Here is a 14,441-nt window from a genome sequence, read left to right as displayed (position 1 = left end):
GGGGACCCGACCCATGAAACAGTATTTCGGCACTGACGGCGTTCGCGGCCGCGCGAACCAGCACCCGATGACCCCGGAGGTGGCGCTGAAGCTGGGCCGGGCCATTGGCTCTTTCGTCAAACAGGGCGAGCGCCGCCACATGGTGGTCATCGGCAAGGACACCCGCCTGTCGGGATACATGATCGAGCATGCCATGGTGGGCGGGCTCACGGCTGCGGGCATGGATGTACGCCTGATCGGCCCCTGCCCCACGCCCGCCATCGGTATGCTCACCCGCTCCATGCGCGCCGATCTGGGCATCATGATCACCGCGTCTCACAACCCCTATACTGATAACGGCATCAAGCTGTTTGGTCCGGATGGCTTCAAGCTCGCCGACGCAAGCGAGCTGGAGATCGAGCGACTGATCGAGCAAGATCCTGACGCCTCTTCCGTGGACGGAGAGAAGATCGGCAAGCTCGATCACTACAAGGACGCCTATGGCCGCTATATCGAAGGCGCCAAGGCGAGCTTCCCGCGTGAGCTGTCGCTGTCCGGCATCAAGGTCGTGGTCGATTGCGCCAATGGCGGTGGTTACAAGACCGCGCCGATCGCCCTGTGGGAGCTGGGCGCGGACGTGCACCCGATCGGCGTGACCCCAAACGGCACCAACATCAATCGCGAGTGCGGCTCCACAGCGCCCGACGCCATGATCAGGGCTGTCCGCGAATTGGGCGCAGATATCGGCATTGCACTCGACGGCGACGCCGACCGCGCCATTCTGTGCGACGAGAAGGGCGAACTGATCGATGGGGATCAGATCATCGCCCGCATCGGCAAGGACCAGCTCGACACCGGCCAGCTGACCGGCGATGGCGTCGTCACTACCGTGATGAGCAATTTCGGGCTTGAGCGGTATCTGCAGTCAGAAAACCTCAAACTCATCCGCACCAAGGTTGGTGACCGCCATGTGGTTGAGGCCATGCGCAATGGCGGCTACAATGTGGGCGGCGAGCAATCGGGCCATGTGGTCCTTCTGGACCATGCCACGACAGGGGACGGCCTGATCGCGGCGCTGCAGGTGCTGGCGAGCTGTGTGCGCGCCCAGAAACCGGCAAGCGAGATCTGTCACCTGTTCGAACCGGCGCCTCAGGTGCTGATCAATGTGCGCTATGAGGGCGCCTCGCCGCTGGAGCTTGAGAGCGTCCAGAAGGCCCAACAGGACGCCGAGACCCGCCTTGGCAATCAGGGCCGTCTTGTCCTGCGCAAATCAGGCACGGAACCGCTCATCCGGGTCATGACCCAGGGCGATGACGATCACCTCGTCACCTCGGTGGCGGAAGATCTGGCTGAAGCGATCCGGCAGGCGGCGGGTTAGACCCGGCGCTCGCCTTTCAGAAGCCCGGACAGCACCGCCTCGCTGGCGGATGCGTCCGCTTTCAGAGCCATGGCGGCAAAGGCTTCGAGATAGCCTTGCGGCGAGCCTGTGTCATAGGTGACGCCGTCAAACTTGTAGGCGTGGAACGGCCGGCTCTCGAGCAGGGTGACCATGGAGTCGGTCAGCTGGATTTCTCCGCCGGCGCCCGGCTTCTGATCGCCCAGAAGCGCCATGATCTGCGGCTCGAGGATATAGCGGCCTGAAATCATCAGATTGGACGGCGCCTGATCCACCGGCGGCTTTTCCACCATGCCCGTCATCTCAAGCAGCACGCCCTTGTCCGCGCCCGGCTTGATCACGCCGTATTTTGACACGTCTTCATGGGGCACAGCCTCTACCGAGACCAGATTGCCGCCGGTTTCGGCATAGGCGTCGACCATGCCCTTAAGGCACGGCGTGGCGCCGTCCATGATCATGTCCGGCAGCATGACCGCAAACGGATCATCACCGATCAGATCGCGCGCACACCAGATGGCGTGACCCAGACCGCGCGGCGCCTGCTGGCGCACAAAGCTGCAGGTCCCGGCCTCAGGGCGCAGCGTATTGAGCGTGTCCAGAAGGTCGGACTTGTTCTTCTTCGCCAGCGCATCTTCCAGCTCATAGGCATGATCGAAATAGTCCTCGATCGCGCCTTTGTTGCGGCCCGTGATGAAGATGAAGTGTTCAATGCCGGCTGCCAGAGCCTCGTCGACCACATATTGAAGGGCCGGACGGTCATAGACCGGCAGCATTTCCTTGGGGATCACTTTCGTGGCGGGCAGCACGCGCGTCCCGAACCCTGCGACCGGAATGACGGCTTTACGAACGGCGCGCGACATTTAAGACCCCCCTGAACACTATCAGCGTGGTTGATAGCTTCTGAACCGGCATACCGCAATGTCTGCGCGAACGCGTTTATTCAACCGTCACAGACTTTGCGAGATTTCTCGGCTGATCCACATCCGTGCCTTTGAGCGAAGCGGTGTGATAGGCGAGAAGCTGGATCGGCGCCGCCGCCACGATTGGACGGATGAATTCGGGGCATTCCGGCATGGTGACGATGTGCTCGGCCGTATCCATAGCCAGAGACGCGCCCTTCTCGTCGGTAATCAGAATGATCTCCGCCCCGCGCGCCGCCACTTCCTGCATGTTGGACAGCGTCTTTTCAAACAATCCGTCATGCGGCGCAGCCACCACTACGGGCGTGCCTTCTTCGATCAGGGCGATCGGGCCGTGCTTGAGCTCGCCAGCGGCATAGCCTTCAGCATGGATATAGCTGATTTCCTTGAGCTTCAGCGCACCTTCCATGGCCAGCGGGTGATAGACGCCGCGGCCCAGATACAGCACGTCCCGCGCCTGGGTCAGCCGTTGGGCGATCTTCTCAATCTGCGGCTCCACGCCCAGCGCCGCATTGATCAGACGCGGCGCTTCCAGAAGCGCCGTCACAAAGCGCGCTTCATCCGCTTCGGTCAGAACGCCGCGCGCCCGACCGGCACCGATCGCGAGGCTGGCGATGGCGGTCAGCTGTGCGGTGAACGCCTTGGTGGAGGCGACGCCAATTTCGGGCCCGGCCTGGGTCTGGGCGATGGCGTCCGCTTCGCGGGCAATGGTGGATTCCGCGACATTGACCACGGCGAGCGTCTTGGCGCCCGCTTGCTTGCAATAGCGCAGGGCGGCCAGCGTGTCGGCGGTTTCGCCAGACTGGGAAATGAACAGCGCCGCATCGTTCGGACCGATCACCGGATCGCGGTAGCGGAACTCTGACGCCACATCGATCTCGACCGACAGGCGGGCATATTTCTCAAACCAGTACTTGCCGATGGCAGCTGCATAGAACGCCGTGCCGCAAGCCGTACCAAGCAATCGGTTGACGCTCTTCCAATCCAGCAACCCGCCCGTGGTGAACCGGCCGGCGTCCACATCGAGATACCGTGACAGGGTATGGGCGATGGCGTCAGGCTGTTCATGGATTTCCTTCTCCATGAAGTGCCGGTACTCGCCCTTGTCCGCAAACCCCGCAACGGCGCGGGAGACATGCACCTCGCGATTGGCAGGGCGCTGCTGGGCGTCAAGGATGCGCACATCCCCGGCCGTGACCACGGCGCGATCACCTTCTTCCAAATAGATGACCTTGTTGGTCCAACCTGCGAGCGCGAGTGAGTCCGAGCCGACATAGCCCTCGTTTTCGCCCAGGCCGACCACCAGCGGACAGCCCGATCGCGCCACATAAAGCGCGTCCGTCTCCTCCACATTCAGCGCGGCGAGCGCATAGGCGCCCCGCAGACGGTCCACCGCCGCGTTAAAGGCCTCCGCCATGCCAAGTCCACGGTTCAGACCGGCCGCGATGAGATGCGCAATGACTTCTGAATCGGTCGGCGTGACACAGACCAGGCCTTCCGCCTTCAGCTCTTCACGCAGCTCCTGATAGTTCTCGATAATGCCGTTATGGACAATCGCGACAGGGCCGGAGACATGCGGGTGGGCGTTCTCGAGCGTCGGGGCGCCATGGGTGGCCCAGCGTGTGTGCCCGATGCCGATGACGCCGTCGGTCGGCGCGCTGGCGATCGCCTGGTCCAGCCCTGCGATCTTGCCCGGCGCCCGGCGACGCTCCAGAGCGCCATCCGGGGTAATGACGGCCACACCCGCGGAGTCATAGCCGCGGTATTCAAGCCGCCGCAGCCCTTCCACGAGCCGTTCTGTGACCGTGGTCGATCCGACGATGCCGACAATGCCGCACATGGGCTGCTCCTGAACTCAAACCGGGTTGCGTCAACCTTCGATAGCCAGAGCGCGCCAGTCTGGCCAGCAGAAGGCGCGCTCTAGACCTGTGAAAGGCTTCAACAAATACTGCGGCAGATTTCAGGTCGGGTTAAAATCAGCGCCCGACGCTGACATATTTGAAGCCTTTGGCGGCCATGTCTGCGGGGTCATAGATATTGCGCAGATCCACCAGGGTGGAGCCTTTCATGGACTCCTTCACCCGCCCCAGATCCAGCGCGCGGAATTCATTCCACTCGGTGATGATCACCAGCACGTCGGCATCTTCCGCACACAAATAGGCGCCGGAGGTCATCTCCACATCGCTCAGAAGCTTCTCCGCTTCCAGCGCGCCGGCGGGGTCATAGGCCTTCACCTTCGCGCCGGCTTTTTGAAGCGCGGGGATGATGTCGAGGCTCGGCGCATCGCGCATGTCATCGGTATTGGGTTTGAAGGTCAGACCCAGAACCGCCACGGTTTTGCCCGTGACATCGCCATCGCACGCCTTGATGACCTTGTCCGCCATCGCCGCCTTGCGCTTGTCATTGATGTCGACCACGGTCTCCACCAGACGCACGGGGCTGTCATGCTCCTGGGCGGTGCGGGTCAGCGCCAGCGTATCCTTGGGGAAACACGAACCGCCATAGCCGGGCCCGGCGTGCAGGAATTTGCCGCCAATCCGGTTATCCAGGCCAATGCCCTTGGCGACCTGCTGAACATCAGCGCCCACGGCTTCGCACAGATCAGCCATCTCGTTGATGAAGGTGATCTTCATGGCGAGGAAGGCGTTCGCGGCGTACTTGATCAGCTCGGACGTCCGGCGTGCGGTAAACACGATCGGGGTCTCGTTGAGGAAGAGCGGACGATAAAGCTCGCGCATCACTTCGCGCGCCTTGTCATTCTCGACGCCCACAACAACGCGGTCAGGACGTTTGAAGTCCTCGATCGCCGCGCCTTCACGCAGGAATTCAGGGTTGGAGACCACGGCGAACTCGGCGTCCGGACGGGTCTTGCGGATGACCGCCTCAACCTCATCTCCGGTGCCCACCGGCACCGTGGACTTGGTCACCACAACCGTGAAGCCGTCCATGGCGTTGGCGATCTCTTCCGCTGCGGCGTAGACATAGCTCAGATCCGCATGGCCATCGCCGCGACGCGAGGGCGTGCCCACTGCGATGAACACCACATCCGCCGCCTTCACCGCATCGGTGAGGTCGGTGGCGAAATCGAGGCGACCTTCACGCACATTGCGCTCGATCAGAAGATCAAGGCCCGGCTCATAAATCGGCACGCCGCCCGAACGCAGCTGGTCGATCTTCTCGGCGTTCTTGTCGATACAGGTCACGTGATGGCCGAAATCGGCGAAACACGCTCCGGAGACCAGACCCACATATCCGGTGCCGATCATTGCTACGCGCATGGGGGGTCTCCTTCCTAGAGCCGGGATCGAGTTCGGGTTTCTGATAGGCCATTCCGGCCAGAATGTGACAACCCAAAATCACAGACAGCGAGCTGCAGCTACAGCTCCTGGTCAAACGCGCCGATTTCAGGATGAGCCGACAACTCGTCCTTGATAGCGCTGAAGATCGACTTCACATCGTCTGCGCTGTCCGGGCTTTCAACCACGATCACAAGGTTCGGCGTGTTCGAGCTGGCTCGCACAAGCCCCCAGGCGCCGCCCTCGAGCGTGAAGCGCACGCCGTTGACGGTGTTCACATCAATGATCTTGCGGCCCGCAACGTCTGCGCTCTCGGCATGCTTCGCCTTGAAATTGGCGACGATGCGCTCAACCACGGCGTATTTCTCTTCATCCGAACAGGCCGGCGACATGGTGGGCGAGCCATAGCTGACCGGCAGGTCCTGTTTCAGGTCCGCGACGGTCTTGTCCGGGTTGCGGTCCATCATCTCGAGAATGCAGCGCGCAGCGACAATGCCATCGTCATAGCCGCGCCCTACCGGCGGCTGCAGGAAGAAGTGCCCGGACTTCTCAAAGCCCGCCAGCGCACCCAGCTCATTGGCGCGACGCTTGATATAGGAGTGACCGGTCTTCCAGTACTCGGTCTCGCAGCCATTGGCCTTGAGCACCGGGTCGATGGCGAACAGGCCGGTGGATTTCACGTCCACAACGAACTTGGCGCCCTTGTGCCGCTCGGACAGATCACGGGCCAGCATCAGACCAACCTTGTCAGCGAAGATTTCATCGCCGGTATTGTCCACCACGCCGCAGCGGTCGCCGTCGCCATCAAACGCCAGGCCGATATCTGCGCCCGTCTCCTTCACCCGGTCAGACAGAGCGTGCAGCATCTTCATGTCTTCAGGGTTCGGATTGTACTTGGGGAAGGAGTGGTCGAGCTCGCAATCCATGGCGATCACCTCGACGCCCATGGCTTCAAGCACGTCCGGAGCGAACGCGCCCGCCGTGCCATTGCCGCAGGCGACCACCGCCTTGATCTTGCGCGTAAGCGAGACGCCCTTGGACAGCTCGGCCTTGTAGGCTTCCGCCACACCGGTCTCGCGCACATAACCGCCACCCGACCGCGCCACGCCTTGATCCTTGAGCACGATTTCCTTCAGACGGCTCATCTCGTCCGGCCCGAAAGTCAGCGGACGCTCGACGCCCATCTTCACCCCGGTCCAGCCATTGGAGTTATGGCTGGCCGTCACCATCGCCACCGAGGCGATATCAAGATGGAATTGCGCAAAATAGGCCGTGGGCGACAGCGCCAGCCCGATGTCATGTACCTCGATCCCGGCCTGCATCAGACCCACTTCCAGCGCCTGTTTCACGCCGAGAGAATAGCTGCGGAAGTCATGCCCGGTAACGATCCTGGGCTCCTTGCCCAGCTCGTGGATCAGGGTGCCGAGGCCCAAGCCCAGCGCTTGAATGCCATAAAGATTGATCTGGGGCGGTTGCTCAGAACCCGGATGGCCGAACCACCAGCGCGCATCGTATTCCCGGAACCCGGTCGGCGTGACAAAGGCTTCGGTTTCAAATTCCCAGGTATTGGGCTGAAGGTCGGTGCGCATTCGGGTCCCCTGTGATCAGCACGCCCGGAGCGCGCCATCGATTGTCTTCAACTGTGCCGCGTACGGAATTAGCAAACAAGTGTGACGGCTACTTCCCCGCCGTCGCGTCAATCCGTTCCGCAAACCGCACGGCGGCCGCTCCCGCCTCGCCCGGCGCTGCAGGGCCGCTGACGCGCCCAAGAACCGCGTCCACGAACCGCGCCACATTCGCCCCAAGAGGGTCGCGACCTTCAGGCGTGTCCATATAGTCAGGGTTGAGGTCAAAGCCGGTGGTGTTCTTGAAGGTTCGGGCGACGAAATCGATCTCGATCACACCTTCCTCATACTCCACCACCATGCCGCGGCGGCGGTCATCGGCGATCCGGCTGGCTTTCAGCTCCAGCTCGGCGCCATTGGCGAAGCAGGCCGTCATGCTGACTTCATCCAGACTGTCGCTGCGTTCACTCTTGCCTTCGACAGACAGGCTCTCGGCCTCGTCCTGCCCGATCAGGGTCAGCGCCAGATCAAGGTCGTGGACCATCAGGTCAAAGGTGACGGAGATATCGGTGCTTCGTCCGCTCCACGGCCCTTCGCGCCAGGCAGTGATGCGCTTGGGCGGGGTCTGGATGGCGGTCAGGCCCATGACGTCAAAGACCAGTCGCTCCTGATGCCCGCAGGCGAGCGGCAGCCGCATTTCGTCGGCCAGCTTCACCAGTTGATCCGCCTCCTCGCCGGTCACCGCCAGCGGCTTCTCGATCAACACCGGCTTGCCGGCTTCCAGCACGCGCGCGCCCATTTGCGCATGGGTGACGCCGGGGCTGGCGATGGTGACCACGTCGACCGCCTCCAGAAATACGCCAACCTCGGAATAGGCCGTCACGCCATGCTTGTCGGCCAACGCCTGGGCGCGGTCCTTGTCCGGGTCGAAAATGGCGGTGAGCGTGGTGTCCGGGTTCTCGACGTATTTACCGGCGTGATAGCCGCCGAAAACGCCTGCGCCGATGACGCCTGCGCGCAGGGGAGAAGTCGCCGTGCTGGTCATGAGAATGCCCCGTAATGATGCTGAAGGCTTGAGGATGTGCGTCGTCTTAGACCGCGTTCGGAAAGGACGCAAAGGGCCGGATCGCCGCGCCTAGCTGACCCCGGCGCGCAGAAGATCGTGGATGTGCAGAAGGCCGACCGGCTTGCCGGCGTTATCGCAGACAAAGAGCTGGGTGATCTTGCGGTTGCCCGCCGTCATCACGCGCAGGGCGTCAGAGGCCAGGGCGCCGGGCGTGGTGGTCACCGGGCTGGGCGTCATCACGCTCTTCACCGATTGCTCGATGAGGTCCGGTCCCATCTTGCGACGCAGATCGCCATCCGTGACGATGCCGGACAGCTTGCCCGCCCCATCGGTGACGCCGACACAGCCAAAGCCCTTTTCGCTCATCACGATCAGAGCGTCGCCCATGCTGGCGAGTTCAGGCGCCAGCGGCATGGCGTCGCCCGCATGCATCAATTCATCCACCCGCGCCAGCGCCGAGCCGAGCGCGCCGCCGGGATGGTAACGAGCGAAGTCCATCGCGGTGAAGCCGCGCGCCTCGATCAGCGCCACAGCCAGCGCATCACCAAACGCCATCATCATGGTGGTCGAGGTGGTGGGCGCGCGGGTCTCGCCGCACGCCTCGGGCGCCTTGGGGCACAGCAAGAGGATGTCAGAGCCCTTCGCGAGGGTGGACTCCGCGCCGGCGGTCATGCCGATCAGCGGCACGCCGAAGCGGCGGCAATAGGCGATCATGTCGCCTAGCTCTTTGGTTTCGCCGGAGTTGGAGAGCGCCAGCACCGCGTCATCGGCGGTGATCATCCCCAGATCGCCATGGCTGGCTTCGGCCGGGTGCACGTAGGAGGCAGGTGTGCCGGTAGAAGCAAGCGTTGCGGCGATCTTGCGCGCCACATGGCCGGATTTGCCGACCCCGGCGCAGATCAGTCGACCCTTGAGCCCTGCAATCACCCGCACGGCCTCGACGCTCACCTCATCCAGCGCCTCGCTGAGTTGAGACAGGCCATCCTTCTCCAGGCTCAGCGTACGGCGCATGGCGGAAAGAATAGCGGAAGGGTCTAGCGCGGTAGCGGCGGGCGACATGGTCTGATCCCTGAATTGACGCGCGGCGATCACGCGGGGCGCCTCCTGTACCAAGCACGGCGCGAAGAGGCTAGACGCAGGTTGCGTCTTCAGATGGGCTCGACGGACAGGCGGTAAAAGGGGTAAACCGCCCGCCAACACAGTCTGCCCGTCAGAGGAAACCCATCATGACCCGTCTTGTGCTCACCCGTCACGGCCAGAGCGTCTGGAACCTTGAGAACCGGTTTACGGGCTGGGTGGATGTGGATCTGACCGAGGAAGGCGTCAAACAGGCCCGGCGCGGCGGCGAACTTCTGGCCGAGGCCGGCTTCAAACCCGATTTCGCCTGCACCTCCTTGCTCAAGCGCGCCATCCGCACGCTCTGGTTCGCCCTTGAAGGCGTGGACCGGGTCTGGGTTCCGGTGGAGAAGACCTGGCTTCTGAACGAGCGCCATTACGGAGCCCTGACGGGGCTGAACAAGGCAGAGACCACCGAGAAGCATGGCGAGGAGCAGGTGAAGATCTGGCGTCGCTCCTATGACATTCCGCCGCCGGCGCTGGAAACAACGGACGAGCGTCATCCGCGCTTTGACGACCGCTACGCCCATCTCGACCCGGCGCTTTTGCCGGGCACGGAAAGCCTGAAACTGACCCTGGATCGCGTCGCACCTTACTTCGACAGCACCATCGCGCCGAAGATCAAGGCGGGCGAGGACATCCTGATCTCCGCCCACGGCAACTCCCTGCGTGCGCTGATCAAGATGCTGTTCGACGTCTCCAACGAGGACATCGTCAAGGTCGAGGTGCCCACCGGCAACCCGCTGATGATCGAGCTTGATGGCCTGAAACCCGTCTCCGTGCGCTATCTCGATGAAGACCGCGCCCAACCGCTCGACTTCGCGAAATAGCCGCCATGACCTCACGCCCGGTCACGGCTGAGGATTTGCGCTACATGGATACGGCGCTGGCGCTGGCCTATGCCCGTCTGGGCCAGACCGCACCGAACCCGTCTGTAGGCTGCGTCATTGTCAAGGACGCACGGATCATCGGCGCCGCCGCGACCGCGCCAGGCGGCCGCCCGCATGCCGAACCACAGGCGATCGAGCAGGCCGGAGCTGCAGCAGACGGCGCGACAGTCTATGTCACGCTTGAGCCCTGCGCCCATACCGGCAAGACGCCCCCTTGCGCCAAAGCGTTGATCGCGGCCAGACCGTCTGAAGTGGTGATCGCCTGCCGCGACCCGTTCGAACAGGTCGCCGGTCGCGGGATCGCCATGCTGGCAGACGCCGGGATCACCGTCCTGGAAGGTGTGCGTGAGGCGCAAGCCATCACCCTGAACGCCGGTTTCTTTGAACGCCTGAAGACGGGCCGCCCTCTCCTCGTCCGGGATAACCGGCCTGGCCTGTTTGATGCCGAGCTTGCCCTGGAGCAGGGCGAGGATGTCGATGCTGCGCTAGAGCGACTGGGTGCGCAGGGGCTGACGCGGGTGCGGCAGCGATAAAAACACCTCAAGTGTACGCGCCGACAAGATAGCGTTAACAGGCACGGGTCCACACTCGCCCCCAACGGGCGGTCACGCCCATCGCCCGTAACGGATCAAAGATGATCGGCAAGCCCATCCAGTACCAGCCCCTGACCCAGCTTGAGGTGGATGAAGCCTGCCGCAAGCATGAGTTCCTGATGAATGGGCGCATGGGCGGCGCACGGGCCAATTTTTCCTACAAGATCCTCAAAGGGCTCGACCTGTCGGGCCGCAACCTTGCTGACGCCGATCTGTCCGGCGCGATCCTTGAGGGCACGAATTTCTCTGGCGCCAACCTGACCCGCGCGACGATCTTCGCCGCCGACATGCGTCAGGCGAACCTCTCCGGCGCGGTGCTGCACCGGGCCGATATGCGCGGGGTGATCCTGCGTGGGGCGGATCTGACCGGGGCAGACCTTAGCCAGGCCGATCTGCGAGAAGGCGCCATCGCCCAGGTGGACCGCGAGAAAGGCCTCGCCGTCATCACCCATGAACAACGCCCCGGCGAAGCCAGCGAAGCGCGCTTCAAGGGGGCGAACCTGTCCCAGACCAAGATGACGGGCGCTGTGGCGCAATCATCAGACTTTACCGACGCTGTCCTGATCGGTGCGCGCCTGACCCGTGCCAATCTGCGCGGCTCGCGCTTCCCCGGCGCCAATCTTCAGGACGCGGACCTTTACGGCGCAGACCTCAGTGACGCCGACATGCGCGATTGCGTGCTGATCGGCGCCAAGACCGAGATGTGCCAGTTCCAGCGCGCCAATCTCGAAGGCGCCTTGCGTGACGCACCGCCAGCCGAAATCGCTGACCCGGGCGGAGAAACCGCCAAGGCGCTCGACCGGCATGCGCGCTGGTGTGAAACCGGCGGCGCAGAGGGCGCTCCCTCCACCTTCAATGACAAGGATTTGCGCGGCCTGAAATCGCTGGCGGGGCGGAACCTGACGGCGCTCCAGGCCCGCAACGCCATTCTCTACGGTCTTGATATGGAAGGCGTAGAGCTGCAGGGCGCGAAACTGGCCGGCGCTGATCTTCGCATGACCTCCTTGCGGGGCGCGGACCTGCGCGGCGCAGACCTCAAAGGCGCCAAGCTCAACAATGCGGACCTGCGCGAGGCTCAGCTGGGCCCGCTCGTTCTGCCCAATGACCGCTTGCTGGCCGCCTCCATTGCTGAAGCCTGCCTGCGTTATGCGGACCTCTCAGGCGCCGACCTGCACCATCTTCAGGCCGAAGACGCCGATCTGTCCTTTGCCCGCATGCACGGCGTGGACGCGCGCAAGGCCGTCTTCAAGCGCGCCCTCTTCACCGGCACAAAGCTGAGCGAGCACTTCACCTCCCAGGTCGATGACCTGACCGACGCGGTGGATATCAACGCGGCCTGAGTAGACGCTGGCTGCGCCAACCGATAAATACTCATCCTGAGCATAAGGGGGCGTCGCCCCTCTGACAGGTGACCGCATGTCCGCTTTCAAGAATATCTACCGCCACGGCTTCGCCCGGATCGCCGCTTTCGCGCCAGAGGTTCATCTGGCCGAGCCGCTGGCCAATGCCGAGACCCTGATCGGCCTTGTCCGTCAGGCGCATGAGCGTCATGCGGCTGTCTGCCTGTTTCCCGAACTCGGCCTGACCGGCTATTCGGTGGATGACCTGCATCATCAGGCGGCGCTTCTGGATGCCGCTGAAGACGCGGCGGCGCGGATCATAGAAGCCAGCGAAGGCCTGCGCCCGCTGATCCTGTTCGGTTGCGCGCTCAGAAGTTCAGGACAGCTCTTCAACTGTGCGCTGGCGGTGCAGGATGGCCAGCTTCTGGGCGTCATTCCCAAGAGCTATCTGCCCAATTATCGCGAGTTCTACGAAAAGCGCTGGTTCTCGGATTCCTCAAGCGTCATCGAGGATACGATCTCGGTGGGCGAGCATATCGCGCCGTTCGGCACAGACCTTCTGTTTGAAGCGCTCGATCTGCCCGGCCTCGTGGTTCATGCCGAAATCTGCGAGGACTTCTGGTCGCCCATACCGCCCAGCCTTCACGGCGCGCTCGCCGGGGCGACAGTGATGGTGAACCTGTCCGCGTCCAACGCCACCATCGGCAAGGCCCGCGAACGCGCAGCGCTGTGTGATGCCCAGTCCCGCCGCACCCAGGGCGCCTACATCTTCTCTGCGGCCAGCGCAGGAGAATCCACAACCGACCTCGCCTGGGACGGCCAGCTTCTGGCCTACCAGCAAGGTGAGCTGATCGCAGCGGGCGAGCGCTTCCTCAATAACGCCCCCGCTATTGTGTACGCGGATGTGGATCTGGAACGCATCACGGGTGAGCGCGCGCGCCTGTCCACCTGGCGCGATGCCTCCGCCCGGCATGCGGACGCCCTCAAAGGGTTTACGCGTATCGGCTTTACGCTGGAGATGGATAAGGACGCCGAGATCGCATTGGAGCGGAGCGTCGATCGCTTCCCGTTCGTGCCCAACGACGCCGCGCGCCTGGATGAAGACTGCTATGAAGCCTACAACATTCAGGTTCAGGGCCTCGTCCAGCGCCTGAAGGCGACAGGCTTGAAAACGGCCGTCATCGGCGTGTCAGGCGGGCTGGATTCCACTCAGGCGCTGATCATCACAGCCCGCGCCTTCGACCGACTGGGTCTTGATCGCTCCGGCATCATTGCTGTCACCCTGCCCGGCTTCGCCACCTCCGAGGGCACACGCAACAATGCGCTGGCGCTGATCGAAGGACTGGGCGCGACCCATCGCGAGATCGATATCCGCCCCGCCGCCGAGCGCATGCTGGCCGACCTCAACCACCCCTACTCAGAGGGCGCGAACCAGTACGACGTGACCTTCGAGAATGTTCAGGCGGGCCTGCGGACGGACTACCTCTTCCGTATGGCCAATCATGAGGGCGGGCTGGTGATCGGAACGGGCGACCTGTCCGAGCTGGCGCTTGGCTGGTGCACCTATGGCGTCGGCGACCATATGAGCCATTACAACGTCAATGCCGGGGTCGCCAAAACCCTGATCCAGCACCTGATCGGTTGGGCGGCGCGGCGTGAGGAGTATGGCGCCGAGGTGTCTCGCGCTCTGATGGACGTGCTCAACACAGAAATCTCGCCCGAACTGGTGCCTGCGGGTGCGGACGGCGCGATCCAGAGCACGGAAGCCGCGATCGGCCCCTACCCGCTCAATGATTTCTTCCTGCACTATGTGGTTCGACACGGCTTTTCGCCCGCCAAGATCGCCTTCCTGGCCGAACAGGCCTGGGGCGACAGTGATGCGGGCGGCTGGCCGCCACATGTCGCCGACGCTGACAGGCGCGCCTTTGACCGGGACACTATCCTGCATTGGCTGGGCGAGTTTGCGCGGCGCTTCTTCGGCAATTCCCAGTTCAAGCGCTCCGCCATTCCAAATGGTCCGAAACTGACCTCCGCCGGCGCGCTGAGCCCCAGGGGTGACTGGCGCATGCCATCAGATTCCAGCGCCAAGGTCTGGCGAGACGCCGTGGCGGTGCTCAGGGACGAGCTCCTCTGATACGAAAAAACGGCGCTCCTCAATGAGGAAAGGAGCGCCGCAAGGTCGAAAAAGGGGAAGTCAGTCAGAAGATTAGGGCCCGACCGGTCAAACGCAGACTATCGGGGGGAGGGACGTGTCGCGTCCGTCCGATCGGGCCGCGATCC

11 protein-coding genes are annotated in these 14,441 nt (G+C 63.3%); 5 read left to right on the top strand and 6 right to left on the bottom strand.

The features are described 5' to 3' along the window. The first annotated feature begins 13 nt into the window (after window positions 1–13). Window positions 14–1,357: a phosphoglucosamine mutase gene (gene glmM, locus ACFELO_RS01615; protein ID WP_440958831.1), complete on the top strand. Its 1,344-nt coding sequence runs from the start codon at window positions 14–16 to the stop codon at window positions 1,355–1,357. Here the strand turns inward: glmM and galU are convergent. The 6 genes from galU to ACFELO_RS01585 all read right to left on the bottom strand — a co-directional run bounded on the left by galU (window position 1,354) and on the right by ACFELO_RS01585 (window position 9,281). Further along, a complete protein-coding gene (gene galU / locus ACFELO_RS01610; RefSeq protein WP_440958830.1) occupies window positions 1,354–2,235 on the bottom strand; it encodes a UTP--glucose-1-phosphate uridylyltransferase GalU in 882 nt (293 codons plus the stop codon). The two genes, glmM and galU, sit on opposite strands and share 4 nt — an antisense overlap. 76 nt (window positions 2,236–2,311) lie before the next feature. Then, window positions 2,312–4,135 carry a glutamine--fructose-6-phosphate transaminase (isomerizing) gene (gene glmS, locus ACFELO_RS01605; protein WP_440958829.1) on the bottom strand — a complete coding sequence of 608 codons (1,824 nt, stop codon included), beginning with the start codon at window positions 4,133–4,135 and terminating at the stop codon, window positions 2,312–2,314. A gap of 136 nt (window positions 4,136–4,271) precedes the next feature. Further along, window positions 4,272–5,573 carry a UDP-glucose dehydrogenase family protein gene (locus tag ACFELO_RS01600; protein ID WP_440958828.1) on the bottom strand — a complete coding sequence of 434 codons (1,302 nt, stop codon included), beginning with the start codon at window positions 5,571–5,573 and terminating at the stop codon, window positions 4,272–4,274. A gap of 98 nt (window positions 5,574–5,671) precedes the next feature. After that, complete coding sequence (locus tag ACFELO_RS01595; RefSeq protein ID WP_440958827.1) at window positions 5,672–7,180, bottom strand: phosphomannomutase/phosphoglucomutase; 1,509 nt, start codon at window positions 7,178–7,180, stop codon at window positions 5,672–5,674. An 88-nt stretch (window positions 7,181–7,268) separates the two neighbouring features. After that, entirely contained in the window at window positions 7,269–8,201 is a 933-nt protein-coding gene (locus tag ACFELO_RS01590) for a Gfo/Idh/MocA family protein (RefSeq protein ID WP_440958826.1), read from the bottom strand. A gap of 90 nt (window positions 8,202–8,291) precedes the next feature. Further along, window positions 8,292–9,281, bottom strand: coding sequence for a KpsF/GutQ family sugar-phosphate isomerase (locus ACFELO_RS01585; protein ID WP_440958825.1), 990 nt, complete (start codon window positions 9,279–9,281; stop codon window positions 8,292–8,294). A gap of 167 nt (window positions 9,282–9,448) precedes the next feature. Between ACFELO_RS01585 and gpmA the strand changes: the two genes are divergently transcribed. From gpmA to ACFELO_RS01565, 4 genes are all read left to right on the top strand, one after another. Continuing rightward, window positions 9,449–10,168, top strand: a complete 720-nt coding sequence (gpmA, locus tag ACFELO_RS01580; RefSeq protein ID WP_440958824.1) for a 2,3-diphosphoglycerate-dependent phosphoglycerate mutase — start codon at window positions 9,449–9,451, stop codon at window positions 10,166–10,168. Between the two features lie 5 nt (window positions 10,169–10,173). After that, entirely contained in the window at window positions 10,174–10,761 is a 588-nt protein-coding gene (gene ribD, locus ACFELO_RS01575; RefSeq protein ID WP_440958823.1) for a bifunctional diaminohydroxyphosphoribosylaminopyrimidine deaminase/5-amino-6-(5-phosphoribosylamino)uracil reductase RibD, read from the top strand. 101 nt (window positions 10,762–10,862) lie between these two features. Beyond that, on the top strand, window positions 10,863–12,161 hold the full coding sequence (locus ACFELO_RS01570; RefSeq protein ID WP_440958822.1) for a pentapeptide repeat-containing protein: 1,299 nt from the start codon (window positions 10,863–10,865) through the stop codon (window positions 12,159–12,161). A 76-nt stretch (window positions 12,162–12,237) separates the two neighbouring features. Continuing rightward, window positions 12,238–14,295: an NAD(+) synthase gene (locus tag ACFELO_RS01565; RefSeq protein ID WP_440958821.1), complete on the top strand. Its 2,058-nt coding sequence runs from the start codon at window positions 12,238–12,240 to the stop codon at window positions 14,293–14,295. Window positions 14,296–14,441: the final 146 nt, after the last annotated feature.

It is taken from the genome of Oceanicaulis sp. LC35, assembly GCF_052055585.1.
Classification (GTDB): Bacteria; Pseudomonadota; Alphaproteobacteria; order Caulobacterales; family Maricaulaceae; genus Oceanicaulis.
The sequence above is the reverse complement of the archived record's forward strand: the minus strand, read 5'-3'. Positions and strand labels throughout refer to the sequence as shown.